This window comes from Streptococcus pseudopneumoniae (assembly GCF_001073085.1).
Taxonomy (GTDB): Bacteria; Bacillota; Bacilli; order Lactobacillales; family Streptococcaceae; genus Streptococcus; species Streptococcus pseudopneumoniae_M.
In genome coordinates, this window is record NZ_JVFV01000020.1 from 16534 (window position 1) to 36012 (window position 19479).

Below are 19479 nucleotides of genomic sequence, written 5' to 3' on the forward strand. Positions count from 1 at the left end.
AATGTATGAATTGATTATAAACATTCATTCTTAAAGTTATATGAACCAACTTGCTAGAAGATTAAAAACCAGCCTTATCAAAGACTGGTTTAATCCATTAAACGGAATGATGTTTCTTTTCAAGCATTAAATCCTTCAATGAAATGATAGTCACGGCTAATAAAATCATTGCCATACCAAGAAAATCTATAGGATAAAAGATATCCCCCATAATCATGAAGGCAAAAAACACAGCAGAGATAGGCTCAATCGAAGCCAAAAGACTAGACTTGACTGGTCCTATCATACTAGCTCCCTTGAGGAAGGCTGTATAGGCAAAGACCGTTCCAATCAGAATGATGCCGGCAAAAGCTAGAAAGATTTCAAAAGATATGGGAATACTGGCCCCAATAAAGCCTGTAAAAGGTACTGCTAGAAAACCTGAGATGGTCATTCCAACACCAATAACCAATATGCTCCCCCATTTTTGAATCAATTTTATGGGTAAAATGATATAAAGAGCATAGGTCAGGGCCGAGAACAAACCCCAAAATAGACCAGCTGGAGTCATCGAGAGTTGATCCAATTGCCCATGGGTTGCAATGAGAAAGGTCCCACCTATAGCTAAAAACATAGAGATGATTTCTGAAAGCGTCGGAGCCACCTTATCCTTGATACAAGTGTAAGCAAGGATTCCAACTGGACAGACATACTGGAGAACTGTCGCTGTCCCAGCATTTGTCTCCTGAATAGCTGATAGATAGGCTAATTGATTTAGAAAAAGACCAAATAAAGAAAATAGCAAGAGAGAAAACAGACTTGGTTTATCCTTCAGAAAGGCCATAAATTTATCCCTTGATTTAGTATAAGCCAGAAGAACCAAGAGTAATCCAGCGATTATCAAACGGATATTGGTCAGAACGAGAGCTGAAATCCCGTGAACCATCAAGTACTGACCACTGGTTCCCGATAAGCCCCAGGAAATACCTGCAATTACAGTATAAAGAGTTCCTTTTAAAACTTTTGACATACTTCCTCCCTAGTCTGCCTCTCGAATCAAGTCCATGACCTGATTACGATCTAATATCCACTGAGCACGCTCATCTTTTTCATAGGTTCGGTTAGATAGAAAAATTGCCGCCTCTTGCTTCTTACGATTCCACATGATAAAGGTTCCAGTATAGCCTGTATGGTCCAGCCAATCACCTTCAAGATTCCAGGCCAATGAGCGTTCCTTATCACTCAGATCCGAAAAATTCTGACTTAAGTCTGTAGCAAAATCATCCTGCAAATAATGCTCTAAAAAGATTTTTAAATCATGAACTGTTGAAAACAAGCCTGCACTACCAGCATGCTTTCCAAGCAAACGAGCCTTGGGATCATGGACCACTCCTGCTTTCTGTCCACGGACCGTTGGAACAGCACAGCTAACTGGACCAAACTGAGTTTCTTTCATTCCCCAAGGATTCAACACTTGCTCTTGTAAAATCTGATCAAAGTCCTTTTTAAAATAGTTTTCCAAGAGAAAACCTAGCAAGAGAAAATGCACATCTGAGTATAGAAAGGCTCTCTTCTCTCGGCGATTCAGATGAAACATAGCTTCTCTTAACTGATCTGCTGAAAGCTGATCTCTATTAGGAATAAAAGGATCTAAATCCGTTGCATGCGTTAGGAGTTGTCGAATGGTGATGTCTGGGTAATCCACTTCTGGAAGATAGTCTCTTATGGAGTTATCTAACTCAATCTTGCCTTCCTTCCACAAAAAGGTTAAGACCGTTCCTACTCCAACGACCTTGCTGACACTTGCCAAATCATAGACCAAGCCCTCACTAGTCTGCTCACCAGTTTCTGGATTTGCTTCTCCTAGATACCAGTCAGACCAAACGCCATCCTGATAATACGCAAAAGAGGCACCAGGATAAATCCCTGCCTCAATTTGTTGCTCTATTTTTTGAATGATTTTTTGTTTCATACTGCTTCAAACCACAATTCAATATTGTTGGTATCCTTAGTTAGGAAAAACTTCTCCGATTTTGGAATAAAGTAACCAGCTTCTTCGAAACGCTGACGCAATACAGCAAGATCCAGATTTTCTACTTGAAATTTCAACATGGACAAGTCCCAAGTTACATTATTTTCAACCAGCAAATCACTACCTTGAGCTTGATTAAAAGCTAGTCGGTTTTCGATCTCTTCTTTTTCAAGCAGACTAGCTGTCTTTTCTGGCAAGTTAATTTCCACCGAGATTTCAAAGGCTGTCAAATATCTCATCTTGTCATCTTTTGAAAAAGTGACTTCTTCCTCAACTTTATTCAAATCTTTGATATCATCTTCCGCATGGATAAGGACACAATCTCCTTCCGGAGAAAGAACCTCAAAAGCATAGCCCTTGTTTCCTTTGTAGAGGCGAGGAAGTTTCTCCATTCTAGCTAGTAAGGCTTCAATTTCAGATGCATTTTCTACCTTTACAAGTAGTCTAGCTAATTTTTTAATCCCTTCAACCTTACGGCTTCTCATACTTGGTGATTCTTCTAAAACTAACTTTTCAATACCTGATTGGTCTCCTAGGGATAAGAAGGCTGACTCTTCAAGCAAGGGTTTCATCCCCAAAGTCTCAATATAAAACAACTCATTTAAATTTCTATTATTTACCTTTAGCGTCGGGATCATACGCTTTATTTGATTTACAATCATAAATTCCTCCAACACTTTTTATTTTAAAGGATTTTATCTTTTTTTACAAGTTATTCAATAAAAAACTTTAACTATATTAACTCTTTAAAATAAATTCCCCCTTCTGTTTGTAGAAGGGGGGCTTGATTGTTTTTACTAAAATACCTTATTTAGTCTTTCCAAGATAGTGTTGCTTGCAGACCGTAATGATCACTAACTTGTGGACTGTTTTTACCATCAAAGACCACGTGAAGTTTTTCTACCTGCACATCCTTTGTTGTAAAGATATAATCGATTCGAAGAGGTTCGCTGTTTCCCTTCCAACCATCAATTTCAGGTGGAACAGTGTAACTACCACTTCTTTCTTGAGCTACCTCGAATGCATCCTGTAAAGCTAGTGGACTAGCTAGAATGGCTTGATAACCTTCCTGACCAGCAGGATTATTGAAATCACCTGCTAGTAAGAGTGACTTGTTCAATTCTTTCAGAACCGCTTCAAAGCGCGCCCATTCCTCTTGGAAGCCTTTATCCCACCAAGAGAGATGGACACTGGCAACTGCAAGCTCTTTGCCTCCAACTACTGTTTCTGCTAAAGCAACTCGACGAGTGTGATAGTCTGTTGGATCATCTACATCTGAAACCAAAATTTCACGCGCTTCAATTGGTGTTTTAGATAGGATTGCAACACCTTCATGGTAACGATCATAACCGATATGGTTGTAGGCCCAAGTCCAATAATAATTTTGACCTTGCTCAGCCAACTTCTCTACCAAAAGTCGCACATAGTGGTCTTGATGAATCGGCTCAGCAGATGGTAATGGCTGATAAAGTGGGGCTGTTTCTACTTGAGCTGAAGTAATTTCTTGGTTGATTTCCTGAAAACAAATCAAATCATAACTGTTTTCAAGGATATCTTGAAGTAAAAGTTGAAACTTTTGTTCAGGATTTTTTTCCATCCAACTATGGGTATTGAGTGTTAAAAACTTCATGCTTTTCTCCTATAAACAAGAGGTTGGAAACAGCTTCCAACCTCCTAAATATTACAATTCTACTTTTGCAACTGCTGTTTTAGCTGCAAGAGAACCTGTTTGTTCTAACTTAACTGATTTGATCGCATCACCATTTGTGAATACAACCACAGTTGTAGTTTCACGACCAGCTTCACGAATAGCACCCAAGTCAGCTGTGACAAGAAGATCACCAGCAGCAACCTGTTGTCCTTCAGTAACACGAACTGTAAATGGTTTTCCTTCAAGACTTACTGTGTCCAAACCAATGTGAACAAGTACTTCAAGTCCTGCCTCAGTCACAAGACCAAGAGCGTGTTTAGTTGGGAAGATACTTGATACAGTACCTGATACTGGAGATACAATGTTTCCGTTTGCTGGTTCCACTGCAAATCCGTCACCCATCATTTTTTGTGCGAATACAGGATCCTTCACTTGATCCAATTCAATCACTTGACCGTCAGCAACTGAGTAAACTTCTTCAGTCACACCTTTGTATACAACAGCATCTCGTTGAGCTGCTGCCATTTGACTTGGAAGAGTTTCAGGAATCACTTCACCTGAGTCAAGAAGGTCTTGAATATCTGATTTCAAAACATCAGCTTTAGGTCCATAGATAGCTTGGACACCTTGTCCTTTCATGACAAGTCCCATAGCTCCTTCAGCTTTCCATTGTTCTTCTGTTCCAACTTTATCACCGTCTTTAACTGTTACACGAAGACGAGTCATACAAGCATCTACATCGACGATGTTAGCACGTCCACCAAGAAGGTTGATAATGTTAACAGCTTGAGAAGCTTCTGCAACTTTTGACTCACCAGCAGCTTCAGATTCTGATGAACCTTCAGCATTTTCGTAGTTTCCGTTACGTCCTGGAGTTGCATAGTTGAATTTTTGAATCATGAAGTTAGCAATGAAGTACATGATAACTGCAAAAAGTGCTGTTACCCAGATAAAGTTAATAATATCCATACCAAGACCAGCATTGATAGCTAGTGGAGTACGAGTCAAGAATTCGATTGAACCAAATGAGTGCACACGAAGGTGAACAATATCAGCCATTGCAAAGGCAGCACCTTGAACCACAGCGTAGACAAGGTAAAGAGGTGTTGCAACGAACATGAACATATATTCAATCGGCTCAGTAACACCAGTCAAGAAAGTTGCAAGAGCTGTCGCAATCATCATTCCTTTGTATTGGTGTTTCTTGTCTGCTTCAACATTACGGTAAATCGCAGCAGCCACACCCATCAAAATACCGAATGAACCAATCATTTGTCCAACTTTGAAACGAGCTGGATGAACTGTATCTAGCAATGTTTGGTATTGGCTAGCATCAGTACCTTTAAGGTTAACAAGGTCTGTTACCCATGCAAGCCAAAGTGGATCTTGTCCAAATACTTGAGTGCCTTTTGCTGCACCAGTTAAAATATCATAAGTACCACCAAGAGCTGTATAGTTCATTGGGATAGTCAACATGTGGTGAAGTCCGAATGGCAAGAGCAAACGTTCCAAAGTACCATACAAGAATGGTGCAAGAACAGGTGCTGTTTCTTGTGAGTTCGCAATCCAGATACCAAAGTTGTTGATACCTGTTTGAACAACTGGCCAGAAGATTGAAAGAAGGATAGCAGCGATTGCTGAACGAAGAATAACTACAAACGGTACAAAACGTTTTCCGTTAAAGAAAGAAAGGGCATCAGGCAATTTACGGAAGTTGTAGTATTTGTTAAAAGCAGTCGCTCCAACAAAACCTGAGATAATCCCTACAAATACCCCCATGTTAAGGGCTGGTGCCTCAAGTACGCTAATGAAGTAATCAGAAACCTTGATAGAGTTACCAAAGAGTGTTGATACCATTGCGTTAGGATCTTTCAACATATCACTGCTTACACTAAAGATTGTACCAGTGATACGGTTGATTAAGATAAAGGCAAGACCAGCAGCAAAAGCACCACCAGCACGTTCCTTAGCCCAGCTTCCTCCAATAGCAAGGGCAAACAAAATATGAAGGTTACCGATAACTCCCCAACCGATTTGCTCAAGGATACCTCCTGTAATCACTAGAGGGGCAAGATTTGGGTCAATCATTGCAAGCGTCTTACCGATTGAAATCATCAATCCAGCCGCTGGCATAACAGCGATAACCACCATTAGAGCCTTACCGAATTTCTGCCAAAATTCGAAAGACAAGACATTTTTGAATGTATCTTTCATCATTCAAATCTCCTTTATATATTTATTCGGCAAACGTTTTACGAAAACGTTTGCACTTGTTTGTGACTTAATTATACCACTTTTTTTTTTTTTGTAAAGGGTTTTTAAAAAAAATTTTACTTTTTCTTTCGTTTCACTTTCTAGGCATGCTCTCTCTTGCTGACCTTTTTTGAGTTTATCGGTCTTTTCTGATATAATATTAGCTATGAAATCCTATAATACCTTGAATGATTACTATCGAAAACTTTTTGGAGAAAAAACTTTTAAAGTCCCTATTGATGCTGGCTTTGATTGTCCAAACCGAGATGGGACTGTGGCACATGGAGGCTGTACTTTTTGCACAGTTTCTGGTTCTGGAGATGCAATCGTTGCACCCGATGCTCCTATCCGTGAGCAATTCTATAAAGAAATTGACTTTATGCATCGTAAATGGCCTGACGTTAAAAAATATTTGGTTTACTTCCAAAATTTTACCAATACCCATGAAAAACTTGAAGTGATTCGAGAACGCTATGAACAAGCTATCAATGAACCTGGGGTAGTTGGTATCAATATCGGAACTCGACCAGACTGCCTGCCTGATGAGACTATCGAATATTTAGCAGAACTGTCAGAACGAATGCATGTTACCGTAGAGTTAGGCTTACAAACAACATATGAATCTACCTCTGAATTGATTAACCGTGCCCACTCCTATGAACTCTATGTGGAGACAGTTAAACGCTTGAGAAAATATCCTAAAATTGAAATTGTTGCCCATTTGATTAATGGCTTGTCAGGGGAAACTCATGACATGATGGTGGAAAATGTTCGTCGCTGTGTGACGGATAATGATATTCAAGGGATTAAACTTCACCTACTTCACCTCATGACCAATACTCGAATGCAGCGCGATTATCATGAAGGACGTTTGCAGCTCATGAGTCAGGATGAATATGTCAAGGTCATCTGTGATCAGCTAGAAATCATTCCCAAACATATGGTCATCCATCGGATTACGGGTGATGCGCCTAGAGATATGCTGATTGGTCCTATGTGGAGTCTCAATAAATGGGAAGTTCTAAATAGCATAGAAGCTGAAATGAGACGTCGAGGTAGTGTTCAAGGATGCAAGGCTGTAAAACAGGAGTTTATGAATGAAAAGACCACTTGAAATGGCGCATGATTTTCTTGCCCAAGTCATCACCCAAGAGGATATTGTCGTTGATGCGACCATGGGAAATGGACATGATACACTTTTTCTTGCCAAGTTAGCTAAACAAGTCTATGCTTTCGATATACAGGAACAAGCTCTAGAAAAGACTAGCCAACGTCTCCAAGAAGCTGGTTTGACCAATGTAGAATTAATCCTGCAAGGTCATGAAACCGTAGATCAATTTGTAAGGGAAGTTAAGGCAGCCATCTTTAATCTTGGTTATCTTCCTTCAGCTGATAAAAGCATTATCACCCAACCTCACACAACCATTGAGGCACTTGAAAAACTCTGTCAGATGCTAGTTAAAGGCGGACGAATAGCCATCATGATTTATTACGGGCATGAAGGTGGAGATATAGAACGAGATGCAGTCATGGATTTTGTCAGTCAGTTACCGCAACAAGAATATACTGCTACTATCTATCGCACTCTCAACCAGATCAACAATCCACCGTTTTTAGTCATGATTGAAAAATTAGAAAGGTATCGACATGGATAAACAATACCTACGAGACAAAATAGAAGCTCTTCGCCACAACTTTGTCGAATCAACCCAACATGAACGGGCAGTTGGTATGTTAGATGAAGCTCATATGAGTAAGAAGATGTTGAAAATCAAGAAGAAAATGATTTCACTTGAAATGGAGCGTTGTCAGAAAAAAATCGAGCATAAGGACTGCTCAAAGATTGATCAAAAAATCCAAGAACAAAAGGAACTTTTTGAAAATTGTCGTAAACAAAAATAAGGAGGTGGAAAATGAATTTACTTTTTTATCTCTTAGTATTTTTACTAGTTCTTATTGTTTCTAGCACGACCAATAAACTTCTTCCCTTTTTACCCATGCCCCTGATTCAAATTTTATTAGGGATTGGAATTGGGCTTTGCTTACCCAACAACCAATATCACTTAGATACTGAGTTATTTCTAGCTTTAGTAATTGGCCCGCTTCTCTTTCGAGAAGCTCAAGAAGCAGATATAACTTCTATCCTAAAGCACTGGAGAATCGTTCTCTACTTGATTTTCCCTGTCATCTTTGTATCAACTCTAAGTATGGGAGGACTTGCCCATGTCCTTTGGGTTAGCCTACCATTAGCCGCCTGCCTAGCAGTTGGCGCTGCCTTAGGCCCTACTGACCTGGTTGCCTTCGCTTCCCTTTCGGAACGCTTCACCTTTCCAAAGCGAGTTTCTAATATCCTAAAAGGGGAAGGACTTCTGAATGATGCTTCTGGGCTAGTAGCCTTTCGTGTAGCTCTCATTGCTTGGACAACTGGTACCTTTTCAATCGCTCAAGCAGGAATTTCCTTGGCTATTTCCATCGTTGGAGGCTTTGCAGTTGGTCTTATAACCGCCTTCATAAATCGCTCCCTCCACTCTTTTCTCCTCAGCGTACGAGCTACTGATATCGCCAGTGAACTCTTGCTGGATCTCAGTTTACCACTTTTAACATTCTTCATAGCCGAAGAAATTCATGTTTCAGGCATTATCGCCGTTGTTGTTGCTGGGATTCTGAAAGCCAGTCGTTTCAAGAAAATAAATCTGCTTGAAGCACAAGTTGATACAGTTACTGAGACTGTTTGGCAGACTGTAACCTTTATGCTCAATGGTTCAGTCTTTGTCATTCTTGGGATGGAACTTGAAATGATCGCGGAACCAATTCTTAAGAGTGCTTTCTACAACAAAGTGCTTCTCTTACTCAGTGTTTTCCTCTTGACCTTCCTGCTTTTTGTTATCCGCTTTATCATGATCTATGGATTTTACGCATTTCGGATTAAGAAGCTTCATAAAAGTTTAGACAAATATGTCAAAGACATGCTCCTCCTTACCTTTTCTGGTGTGAAGGGAACTGTATCCATTGCCACTATCCTTTTGATACCGTCTAATCTGGAACAAGAATATCCTCTTCTTCTCTTCCTCGTAGCCGGTGTAACTCTGGTAAGTTTCCTGACGGGATTACTAGTACTCCCTCGCCTTTCTGAAGAGAAAGAGCCATCTAAGGATCAGCTCATGCACATCGCTATCTTAAACGATGTCGCCATGGAATTAGAGAAGGATTTAGAGAACACAAAAAACAAGGTTCCACTCTATGCGGCTATTGACAATTATCATGGACGTATTGAAAATCTTATTCTTAGTCAAGAAAACAAAGAAATTCAGGAGGACTGGGAAGCTCTGAAACTCTTGATTCTCAGTATTGAAAGCGATGGTTTGGAACAAGCCTATGAAGAAGGAAAGATTGGAGATCGTGCTTATCGTGTCTACCAACGCTACTTGAAAAGCATGGAGAAAAATATTAAGCGAAACTTTGCTTCTCGACTTACCTACTACTTCCTTGTATCCATACGGATTGCGCGGTTTCTCCTTCGTGAGTTGCTCACATTTGGGAAAACATTCCGTTCATGGAAAGACAAGGAAAAACAACGACTTCTTGCCATTGATTATGACCAGATTGCAGAACTCTACCTAGCCAACACTGAAATTATCATCGAGAGTTTGGAAAACCTCAAAGGGATTTATAAGAGTTCTTTAATCAGCTTTATGCAGGAATCTCGTCTTCGCGAAACCAGTCATATTACGAGTGGTGCCTTTGTGGAACGGGTTATCAATCGTATCAAACCCAATAACATTGATGAAATGCTTAGAGGTTATTACCTTGAACGTAAGTGTATCTTTGAATACGAAGCTCAAAAACTCATCTCAGCTCAATATGCCAAAAAGCTACGCCAAAATGTCAATAATTTAGAAACTTATTCCTTAAAAGAATCTGCTAATACCTTACCTTATGATATGATGGAATTAGTTCGAAGAAATTAAAGTCTATAGAAAACAAGAGAAAAACTGGAGGATTGTAAAATGAAAAAGTTGTGGAAACAGCTGACTGATAGACCCTTATTAAAAGCTTTTTTGCACTACTATCAAGCCTCCGATAGTGAGTTAACTAGCGTTGCTGTTGCCTACTATTGGTTGATTTCAATCTTCCCTTTACTCATGATAGTGGTCAATATCTTACCCTACTTTCAAATTCCCATCTCAAACTTTCTATTAACAATCAAGGAATTTTTACCAGATACAATCTATGAAGTTGTTGCAAAAATTGTCAGAGAAGTTCTGACTCAACCATCAACAGGTTTACTAAGTTTTGCTATCTTATCAGCTCTTTGGACTTTCTCCAAATCCATGAATTTTCTTCAGAAGGCCTTTAATAAAGCCTATGGAGTTGCAAAAAATAGAGGAATTATCTCACACCAGCTGATGAGTCTCTTGGTTAGCTTTGGCCTTCAAATTCTCTTTGCCCTTGCCTTATTCCTCAGTATGTTCGGCCATATGTTATTGGACTTGCTTAAAAACTACTGGAAATCTGAGAGTGCTCTGTTTTCTTATCTACAAGATTTTACGGGTCCGCTGATTTATGCCTTTCTTTTTGCAATCGTAATCATGCTCTATTATTTCCTACCAAATGTTAAAGTAAGTAAGATTCGCTACGTCATACCTGGAAGTCTCTTTGTACTAGTTACGACGATTGCTTTATTAAACATCTTTGCAGCCTATTTCAACAATTATGTCAATTATCTCGTTGACGTCAGATTTTTCAGTTCAATCGTCGTCGTTGTTATGATGTTCTGGTTTATAATTATTGCCAAGATATTAATTATCGGTGCTGTGATCAATGCCAGTGTTCAAAGCCTAAAAGACCCTGACTTTGAAGCAAAGCCATAAGTTTTCACCTAGTAAACAAATCAATCCCCCAGTCATCAGATACTGGGGGATTTTTGAATTTCCTACTTTATTGTCTACTCGTTAGGGCTTGCAATTCTGTTTTTAGATACTGAGCCAAATGTTGGTGAGCAAAAATATTGGCATTTTTTTCTGCGGTAGGATTGTAGTTGGTGTTGGTATTTACATCATAGACATAAATGTCTCCACTCTCTGATTGAACCCATTCAATCGCCGCAACTTCAATCTGAGCATTTTTCAAGAAATTCTCATAAGCTTCTCTTCGGCCATCTGGTAGAGGCTCTGTAATCTGGAATTTCTCAGACGTTTCTAGTTGTTCTGGTCTCTTGCCGATTTGACAACCATCTGCTGGACAAAGTTGGAAACCATCTGAAGAGTCGATTGAAACAGTGTAGAGAAACTTTTGATTGATAAACTCTGAACGACGGATACGTCCATCACTTGGTTTGATGTAGGCTTGTAGCAAGGTAATCCCGTCCACTGAAGGTTCAAAGAGGGGATTATTGACATAGGCTTCAAGTTCTTCTTCATTTTGGAAGAGTTGAACTCCTAATCCCTTACCTGCTCGATTGTGCTTGGTAATCAAAGGATAGATGTTCAATTTTCTTGCTGCATCAATGATATTTTCTTGGCCTAAAACTGCTACTGTCGCAGGAGTCTCAATTCCAGACTCGTTTAACTTCAAATATTGTTTGATTTTACTGATTTCAAGGTTGATAGCACCTGTTCCATTCACAACCTTGCGTCCGTGTGCTTCTAACCAAGTAATCACCTGCTCTGTAAATTCTGGTGCATAGCGATGTCCTCTGGTGTGAGAAGACGCAGACATACGATTGTAAAAGATACCTTGTGGCGGTGGACTTTGCAGATCCAAAATTCCACTAGACAAATCCCACAGTTCATAAGGAATTTCTAACTCTTCCAACCATTTGACCAAATGCTGAGTCCATTCAAGATTCTCATGAATTACATAAACTTTTGCTTCACTCATTACTTATAAACTCCTTAAGAAAAGCTGACTGATAATTGGCTTTCCTTTTCTTCTTCTAAAATATATCCTTCTGTTTTTTCAATAACGCTGACTGTTAAGATTTGACCCAAAACATTGATCATAGTACGGCCAGCATTGACAAAGAAATCAACTGCAAAGATCAAGGCGACTCCTTCAACTGGTAAGCCCAATTGAGGTGCTGCTGCTAATAGAACCACGATAGCCCCTGATGGCACAGTTGCTGCAGTTTTTCCAATCAAGGTCAAGAGTAAAACAGTAAACAAGAGACTTGATAAAGAAAATTGAATGCCGTAGGCATGCGCGATAAAGATTGTCGCTACTGAGAAATAAACTGCTGCTCCCTCTAAGTTAAAAGTATATCCTAAAGGAACAACTAAATCAATTGTATGCTCGTCATGGCCCTGTTTTTTCAAATCTTTAAGAAGGGATGGCAAGACAACACTAGAACTACCCGTAACAAAGGCCAGAGTCAAGAGACTCCAATTTTCACGAAAGGCTGACAAATACGGTACTTTAAATAAGAAAGCAATCAAAGGGAAAATAAGCAGAACCAATACAGCGTAAGCCAAGTAAGTTCCAATTACAAACTGGCCAAGCCCAATCAACTTGTCAACACCAGTAGTTGCAACATCTTTAGCGATAAATCCAAAAATTCCAATCGGTGATAGTTTAATAATCACTGCAACAATCTTGTAGATGGCCTCAATCCAGATTTGGAAACCTTCGATAATTTTCTGAGATTTCTCTGATTTAAGATTCCCAATTCCGTAACCAAGAAAGATAGCAAACACGATAAATGGCAAAAGAGCGCCATCTGAAAGAGATTTAACGATATTTGATGGAATGAAACCAAGCAAAAATTCGCTAAATTTGACATTATTGGCAATTCCATCAAGGTTCCCACCATTTTGACCGATATTCACTCCTTGACCAAATCCTAAATAGTAACTAGCAAATACAAACAAAAGAGTAATTGCAGTTGTTACTGCGAAAAACTAAACCAAACTCTTGGTCAATATTTTTCCAAAAGATTTTTTCCCGATAACACCGGCTACTGCAACAACGATAGTTGGGAAAATTAATGGGATGATGACCATGTTGATCAATTTAATAAAGGCTTGTCCTAAAAATTGATAAAAGCCTGCAAATTGTGGCCAGATGACTGCAGCAATAACACCCAAGACCAAAGCCACCAATAATTGGATACCTAGTGAGAGTTTTGACCATAACGTAACTAATTTCATAAGAAACTCCTTTGTTTTATTTGCTACTCATTCTACTACTATTCTTCACTTCTGACTAATATATATTTTCTATGGTCACCATAAAAAAGATTTATATTGAGAGTTCAAACTATAATCGTAGCAAACACATGATTCATTCTGATCAAGCAGGAATTATAAAATCTGTTTCTTACCAATGATTTTTTGCTAAAACAGTGATAAATCAAGGAATTTACTTTTCTATTCTCAAAATTTTATGATACAATAATGGTATGATTTTAATGAAACTTGCTTCCATCTTGCTTTTGGTACTAACCTTAGCTCTGGCGATTATTTTAAGCAGACTCTTTAAGTTAAAGAAAAGGGGCATCAATGCTGCTGATTTAGCTTTTCCTTTTCTAATTTTTGAATATTATTTGATTACGGCTAAGATGTTCACACACAATCAACTTCCAGTATTGGGAACGGCCTTATCAATACTAGCAATTGTGTTAGTCTTTTTCTTCTTAAATAAAAAACGTAGTTTTTATTATCCAAAATTTATTAAATTCTTTTGGCGAGCTGGATTTTTACTAACACTGCTCATCTATATTATCATGATTGTTCAAATTTTCATGATGAAATAGTCAGCTATAGCAATACAGTCCACCAGCACCTCGATCTTGATCTTGGTCACTAAATGTTCCGTCTGAGGCGCTTTTCTAATGAGATTTTTAAAAAAGATTATAAAAAATGTATAGGAGATAAATCAAGTGAAAAAAACGCTCTTGGCAAGCGCCATTACGCTTTCAGTTTTTGGTCTAACAACCAACCTTAGCTATGCTGAGGAAAACCAAGCACAGTCAACCCCAGTAGAAACAACACACAGTGAAACCGCTACTGACAAAGTGGAGAAAAACAGTCTTCCTGCCAAGGAAGCTGAACCTTCAACTGAAGCAAATGCCAATCAAACGACAAATCCAGCTAAGAAAGAAGAAGACAAGACTCCAGAAGTTCAAAAAGAAGGTTGGGTATTAGAGGAAAACCACTGGCGTTTCTATGAAAACAATGCCCCTGTTCTAAACTGGAAAAAAATCCACGGGAAATGGTACTACTTCAACAAAAATGGAATCATGCTGAGTGATACTATTTTTGATGGATATATCCTTACTAGTAGTGGGGCAATGGTCGATTCTGGTTGGAGTAAACTCCAAGAAAAATGGTATTACGCTAACGCTTATGGAAAAATTTCTCAACAAAAATGGGAAAAAATCGGTGGTGTCTGGTACTATTTTGATCAAGACGGAGTCATGCTCAGCAACACAATTTTTGACGACTATCTGTTTACCAATAGTGGTGCCATGGCTGAGAGTTCTTGGGTAAAACAAGATGGACAATGGTACTATGCCCTTGCTTCTGGTAAATTAATCAAAAACAAGTGGGATAAAATCAGTGGTACCTGGTACTACTTTAACAAAGATGCTACTATGGCAAGCAACCAATGGCAAGGTAGCTACTACCTAAAAGCTAGCGGGGCCATGGCTGAAAAAGAATGGATTTTCGATAAAAACTATGATAGCTGGTTCTACTTGAAATCTGGTGGTGCTTACGCAGAACGTGAATGGATTGGCTCCTACTACCTCAAGGCAGGTGGCTACATGGCTAAGAGCGAATGGATTGACGACAGCTACTATAAAGCCCGCTACTATGTAGATGAAAATGGAGTCTATGTTACAGGGACCTATAAAATCGATGGAAAAGACCAGCAATTTCAAAGTGATGGAAAATGGCTTGGCGAAGCTTCTACAAGCCACGGGTTTGAAAAAGGGAAATACAACAATATCATCTTCCTAGATCCAGGTCATGGTGGTAAAGACCCTGGTGCCGTTTACTATAACACTAATGAAAAAGACCTCACTATGCAAGTTTACAAGAAACTTCGCAAGGAACTCGAGGGACTTGGCTATACAGTTCTTTCTTCAAGAGACAGTGATGTCTTTGTAGACTATGTCACCGAACGTTCAAGAATGGTTAATAATACTGACTCAGATATCTTTATCAGTATTCACTTCAATGCTAGTGGTAGCCCTGCTTCAAATACGGCTGGGATTCAGACTTATTCTTATGAAGCAGACTCTAGTTATCCTTCTAAGATTAACCAATACTGGCATAACCATCCTGACCGTATCAGTGAAAGTAATCGACTTGCGGCAGACATCCACTCTTCACTATTAGCTGAAACTGGTGCTAAGGATGCAGGTCGTCTACGAAGGAGCTTTGCTGTCCTTCGAGAAACTAATAAACCAGCCGTTCTATTGGAATTGGGATATATTGACAATTTCAATGAGAATCAACAAGTCCGCAGTGATGCCTACCAAAACAGATTGGTTGCAGGTATTGTAAAAGGGATTCAAAAATATTACGCAGGTCAATAAAGAAAAAGTCTCGAGAAAATCTCGAGATTTTTTTGTATTATTTTTCTTACTTGTTGGCTTCAGGAAAAAGAAATCCAATTCCAACGCAAGCCAAGACTCCAGCACCGATAACCAAACCGCTTGAAAGTGGCAAGATATCAAGAATGGCATTGGCGATGATAAAGGCAATCATCAAGCTCATGAGACTGGCCTTGTAATCTTTTTTCACCAAATTCTCAAGAGTAAAGAATAAGAATAAACCTACTGGAAAGAGGGTCCAGATATTAACATCCAAACTTGGCCATCCAACTAAACCAAAATACAAGACTGCTGCTGCAACGACTAAAAATCCGATACCTACTACTTTTTTCATGATACGACCTCATTTTCTATTTTGTAAGGAAGTTTTATCTCCCTTTAACAATTACAACTATAACAGAAATAAAAATAGTCCACAATAGATTTTGCCTATATGGCAGACATGATAGACTATGTGGGCAGAATTTTTCTAAAAAAGAAGCCATTGCTGGCTTCTTTTCATTCATTTTTTATTTTTCTTTAGACTCTAAAGCTGATTTGATGGCATCACGATCAGCTTTCAATTTTGCTAAATTCTTCTCTTCTGATTCTAATTGGCTCGTATCTGGTTTAACACGATAGTAAACATTTTCTGGATGCATCAACATTCCTTCATATTGTTGTCCTGAAAAGAGTCTATCCTCAGTGTGATTGGAATTGTCTGTTATTTTACCATCACCACCAGGTTCCATGACAACACCACTTGGTACAACGACTACCACAAACCCTCCCGCCTGAGAACCTTTTGCCCAAGCACCAAGGGCTACTGTTTCTGGGTTGCGATCATTCTGACTTTTTGATACTTTCAATTCAACAATAGACTCATGCTTTTGATCATTGTATATCCAAGAAGATTGGACTTCCCCTGAATCATTAATGACATATTCATTACCAGACTGTGTCCGCCAAGTACCCTCTAAACTTGATAAATCATTATTTCTGAGGGCTTCAATATCTAATTTGGGAACAGAAGCTTCTTTTTTTAATTGACTAACATGCTGCTCTGCTTCTGAGATCTTGGTATCCAAATCAGCCAATTGCTCCTTTAGCTTTTGAATTTCCTCTTCCTTTGCCTTAGCCTTATCGTCCTCTTTCTCCTGACTTCTTGTCGTCTCTTCAGTCTTAGATGAGGAAGAAGTTTGATTTGCTTCTTGCTTGAGATTAGGTGAATTTAAAAAGATACTAGCAACAATGATTATAACTAGAGCTGTTAAAGCAAGACTAATATACATTTTTATATTTTTAGTTGTAGAGGAGGCTTCTGCCAATCTAGATGAAGCTCCTTTTCGACCGTGGGTCTTCTCAACATGTTTCATCCGTTCTTTCTTGTTCATGATACTCCTCCTCTTTTTAATAAATGTTGATGATTCTAATCAGCTATTGTAGTTTTACTCTTTCTGATGGCAATCTATAATATTTGAATAAAGGTAATCTATCACATAGAGTATACCACTCTTCAAATACAGATAAAAAAATTTTATAGAAACTTTTTTGAATATTACTGAAGAGTAAATCAATCGAATCTACTTTATTCAATATTCCCTTTTTGTTTTGTGTTTTACAGTTTTTTCTTGACAAGTCTTTCATTTTTATGGTATCCTTTTGTGCAACAAGTGTTGCGCAACGAATGTTGCGCGAAAGGAGTCTTATGCCACCAAAGGTTAAATTTAGTAAAGAGGCTATCATTGGGATAGCTTTACAATTGGTGAGAGAAGAGGGCTTGGCTAGTTTGACGGCTCGAGCATTAGCAGAGAAACTGGGAGCAACACCAAGAGTCATTTTTGGACAATTTGCAAATATGGCCGAGTTACAGACAGAGGTTATTGGTGCTGCGGAGATGATCGTGGTGGAGTATATTCGCAAGGCCTTAGAAGATGAAAAGCCTTTTCGATCTGTCGGGGTTGCTTATATCCTTTTCGCCTCAAAAGAGCCCCAACTCTTTCAATTGCTTTTTCAAAATCCTAGCAAAGATCCGATTCGTCGCTTTCAAGATTTTCTTCCCATGAAGGATCATAGTTACCAATTGGTTCTGGATTCGATTGTCGCAGACTATCCTTTGACTGTAGAGGAGGCTAGTCGCTTGTACCAGCATCTATTTATCTACTCACACGGGATGGCCTCTATGGTTGCTTCTGGTATTTATCAATTCAGCATGGAAGAAGTAATTGGATTACTGACAGAGGTTTGTCAATCGCTCATCAAAGAAATGGTAGGAAAGAAATGATTCAACTAGAAAATGTTCACAAAAGTTACGGCCAGACTAAGGTCTTAAAAGGGATTGATTTGCAGATTCAAGACCAGGATGATGTAGTTATCCTAGGTCCTTCTGGATCAGGCAAGTCAACTCTCTTAAACGTATTGTCAGGATTAGAGAAGGTAGACGAGGGGCATATCCTCATTCAAGCACAAGATTTATCACAACTCACGGATGCTCAATTGACAGCCTTTAGACGTGAGAAGATTGCCTTTATTTTCCAGCAGTATTATCTATTGCCGAATATAACGGTCAGACAGAATGTAAAGATGGGAGCTGACCTGGCAGACAATCATGATTTTTTGCAGATTATCGAGGATTTGGGACTTGGCGATAAGCTGGACAAGTATCCGAGTGAATTGTCAGGTGGGGAACAACAGAGAGTCTCCATTGCTCGGGCCTTGGCCAAAAAGCCAGAGATTCTTTTCTTAGATGAGCCGACGGGAGCCCTGGATGAAGAAACGGGGCGCAAGATTCTCGACTATATCTGGAAGTTAAAGAAAAAGCTTGGTTTTACCCTCATCATGGTGACGCACAACCAAAATATTGCGGATATGGCCAGAACCATCATTCGTGTCAATAGCGGCAATATCACCGAAGTTGTGACCAATGATCAGCCTCAGACTGCCTATGAGATTGGATGGTAAGCCATGTTTTCAGTAAAAGATATTCGAAAATTAGTTGTCGTCAGTATTATTGGGGCCTGTGCCGTATTTGTGGCCAATCTCTTCTTGAATTTTTACCTGGATATCGAGCAGTTGGAGATTTCTAAAACCAATCCGATGATTCAGACCTACTATGATGCCCAGGTTTCGCTTTCCTGGATGGTGGCCATGGTCAGTGGGGTTGTCTTGTCCTTAACATCGATCCTTCTCATGTGTTTTTATATCAAACAATTTGTCGATGACCACAAGGAACAATTAGGAATTTTAAAGGCCTTGGGTTATAGCAATGGCCAGTTGGCTAAACGATTTTGGGCTTTTGGACTAAGTTTTGGAGTTGGAGCGCTTCTTGGCTATTTAGCTTCCTTTCTCATGATGGGACATTTTTATGACTTTCGCAATGAGAGGGGGATTTTGCCAGAAATTACCATTCATTTTCACTGGCAGCTCTTGGTCGCTTTAGTGATACTGCCAACGACTTTCTTTATGGTTCTTGCAATTGGCTATGCTAGAAGACAACTACAAACTCCGGCCCTTCGCCTATTGAAAAAATCCCCAACACCGATTAAGGTCAAAAGGAAAAAAAGTGCTCCTAAGAAAGAAAAATCCTTCCTAAAAGAGCTGTCTTCGTCGCTGATTTGGGGGAGAAAATCGATCCTGTTTTTTGTGGTCTTTGGCTCCATGTGTTTCGCGGCCATGGTTCAATTGTCCTTTGGCCTAAGGGACTACACAGATGACATCATCCAAACCATGATGATCATGATTGGCTTGATCCTTTCTTTCTCTATTCTCTTTTTGTCATTGGGGATTGTCGTCTCAGAAAGTCGCGAAACCTTGGCTCTTATGAAGGCTTTTGGCTACACAGATCGTGAATGCCAAGGTCATATCCTATCTCCCTATCGTTTCTGGGCCTATCTAGGATTTGTTCTTGGGACGGCTTATCAGTACAGTATCATGGAAATCTTGATCGGTGTGATCAAAGATACGGTTCCTGAAAAGATTGAGCATCACTTTGATGGGAATGTTTGCTTCTGGACTTTGATCGGTTTTGCT

The 19479-nt window shown here is 39.3% G+C and carries 18 protein-coding genes and 1 pseudogene; 10 read left to right on the forward strand and 9 right to left on the reverse strand.

The features are described 5' to 3' along the window. Positions 1-97 precede the first annotated feature (97 nt). From ADH90_RS04095 to ADH90_RS04115, 5 genes are all read right to left on the reverse strand, one after another. Positions 98-1009, reverse strand: a complete 912-nt coding sequence (locus ADH90_RS04095; RefSeq protein WP_049530078.1) for a DMT family transporter — start codon at positions 1007-1009, stop codon at positions 98-100. Positions 1010-1018: 9 nt separating this feature from the next. Continuing rightward, a complete protein-coding gene (locus ADH90_RS04100; protein ID WP_049530079.1) occupies positions 1019-1951 on the reverse strand; it encodes a serine hydrolase domain-containing protein in 933 nt (310 codons plus the stop codon). Then, positions 1948-2673, reverse strand: a complete 726-nt coding sequence (locus ADH90_RS04105) for a CppA N-terminal domain-containing protein (RefSeq protein ID WP_049530080.1) — start codon at positions 2671-2673, stop codon at positions 1948-1950. Before ADH90_RS04105 ends, ADH90_RS04100 begins: the two co-directional genes overlap by 4 nt. Positions 2674-2822: 149 nt before the next feature. Continuing rightward, entirely contained in the window at positions 2823-3641 is an 819-nt protein-coding gene (locus ADH90_RS04110) for an endonuclease/exonuclease/phosphatase family protein (protein ID WP_049530081.1), read from the reverse strand. 51 nt (positions 3642-3692) lie between these two features. Beyond that, a complete protein-coding gene (locus ADH90_RS04115) occupies positions 3693-5879 on the reverse strand; it encodes a PTS transporter subunit IIBC (protein ID WP_152904473.1) in 2187 nt (728 codons plus the stop codon). Between the two features lie 202 nt (positions 5880-6081). Between ADH90_RS04115 and ADH90_RS04120 the strand changes: the two genes are divergently transcribed. The 5 genes from ADH90_RS04120 to ADH90_RS04140 are packed head-to-tail and all read left to right on the forward strand — an operon-like array spanning position 6082 to position 10786. Next, positions 6082-7029: a TIGR01212 family radical SAM protein gene (locus tag ADH90_RS04120; protein WP_049530082.1), complete on the forward strand. Its 948-nt coding sequence runs from the start codon at positions 6082-6084 to the stop codon at positions 7027-7029. Continuing rightward, positions 7013-7570 (forward strand): tRNA (mnm(5)s(2)U34)-methyltransferase, encoded by a 558-nt coding sequence (locus ADH90_RS04125; protein WP_049530083.1) that lies wholly within the window; start codon positions 7013-7015, stop codon positions 7568-7570. The genes ADH90_RS04120 and ADH90_RS04125 overlap by 17 nt, the downstream gene beginning before the upstream one ends. Further along, entirely contained in the window at positions 7563-7817 is a 255-nt protein-coding gene (locus tag ADH90_RS04130) for a hypothetical protein (protein WP_049530084.1), read from the forward strand. The genes ADH90_RS04125 and ADH90_RS04130 overlap by 8 nt, the downstream gene beginning before the upstream one ends. An 11-nt stretch (positions 7818-7828) precedes the next feature. Further along, on the forward strand, positions 7829-9883 hold the full coding sequence (locus ADH90_RS04135; protein WP_049530085.1) for a cation:proton antiporter: 2055 nt from the start codon (positions 7829-7831) through the stop codon (positions 9881-9883). Positions 9884-9922: 39 nt separating this feature from the next. Then, positions 9923-10786, forward strand: a complete 864-nt coding sequence (locus ADH90_RS04140; protein WP_049530086.1) for a YihY/virulence factor BrkB family protein — start codon at positions 9923-9925, stop codon at positions 10784-10786. 67 nt (positions 10787-10853) lie between these two features. On the opposite strand, the gene ADH90_RS04145 is transcribed toward ADH90_RS04140, so the two are convergent. Beyond that, positions 10854-11795, reverse strand: coding sequence for an ATP-grasp domain-containing protein (locus tag ADH90_RS04145; protein WP_049530087.1), 942 nt, complete (start codon positions 11793-11795; stop codon positions 10854-10856). 14 nt (positions 11796-11809) lie between these two features. Continuing rightward, positions 11810-13060: pseudogene (locus tag ADH90_RS04150) on the reverse strand (dicarboxylate/amino acid:cation symporter). A 251-nt stretch (positions 13061-13311) separates the two neighbouring features. Between ADH90_RS04150 and ADH90_RS04155 the strand changes: the two are divergent. Together ADH90_RS04155 and ADH90_RS04160 are read left to right on the forward strand one after the other, a co-directional pair. Beyond that, positions 13312-13665 (forward strand): DUF3397 domain-containing protein, encoded by a 354-nt coding sequence (locus ADH90_RS04155; protein WP_065427200.1) that lies wholly within the window; start codon positions 13312-13314, stop codon positions 13663-13665. 126 nt (positions 13666-13791) lie between these two features. Next, positions 13792-15453 carry an N-acetylmuramoyl-L-alanine amidase gene (locus ADH90_RS04160; RefSeq protein ID WP_049530089.1) on the forward strand — a complete coding sequence of 554 codons (1662 nt, stop codon included), beginning with the start codon at positions 13792-13794 and terminating at the stop codon, positions 15451-15453. Between the two features lie 46 nt (positions 15454-15499). On the opposite strand, the gene ADH90_RS04165 is transcribed toward ADH90_RS04160, so the two are convergent. Both ADH90_RS04165 and ADH90_RS04170 read right to left on the reverse strand, forming a co-directional pair. Further along, on the reverse strand, positions 15500-15805 hold the full coding sequence (locus ADH90_RS04165; RefSeq protein WP_049530090.1) for a hypothetical protein: 306 nt from the start codon (positions 15803-15805) through the stop codon (positions 15500-15502). 175 nt (positions 15806-15980) lie between these two features. Beyond that, a complete protein-coding gene (locus tag ADH90_RS04170; RefSeq protein WP_049530091.1) occupies positions 15981-16844 on the reverse strand; it encodes a DUF6287 domain-containing protein in 864 nt (287 codons plus the stop codon). Between the two features lie 314 nt (positions 16845-17158). Here ADH90_RS04170 and ADH90_RS04175 point away from each other — a divergent pair, with 314 nt between their 5' ends. From ADH90_RS04175 to ADH90_RS04185, 3 genes are all read left to right on the forward strand, one after another. Beyond that, on the forward strand, positions 17159-17734 hold the full coding sequence (locus ADH90_RS04175; RefSeq protein ID WP_049530092.1) for a TetR/AcrR family transcriptional regulator: 576 nt from the start codon (positions 17159-17161) through the stop codon (positions 17732-17734). After that, complete coding sequence (locus ADH90_RS04180; protein WP_049530093.1) at positions 17731-18411, forward strand: ABC transporter ATP-binding protein; 681 nt, start codon at positions 17731-17733, stop codon at positions 18409-18411. Before ADH90_RS04175 ends, ADH90_RS04180 begins: the two co-directional genes overlap by 4 nt. A 3-nt stretch (positions 18412-18414) precedes the next feature. Beyond that, positions 18415-19479: FtsX-like permease family protein (locus ADH90_RS04185; protein ID WP_049530094.1), on the forward strand; the 1065-nt coding region annotated here is incomplete at its 3' end.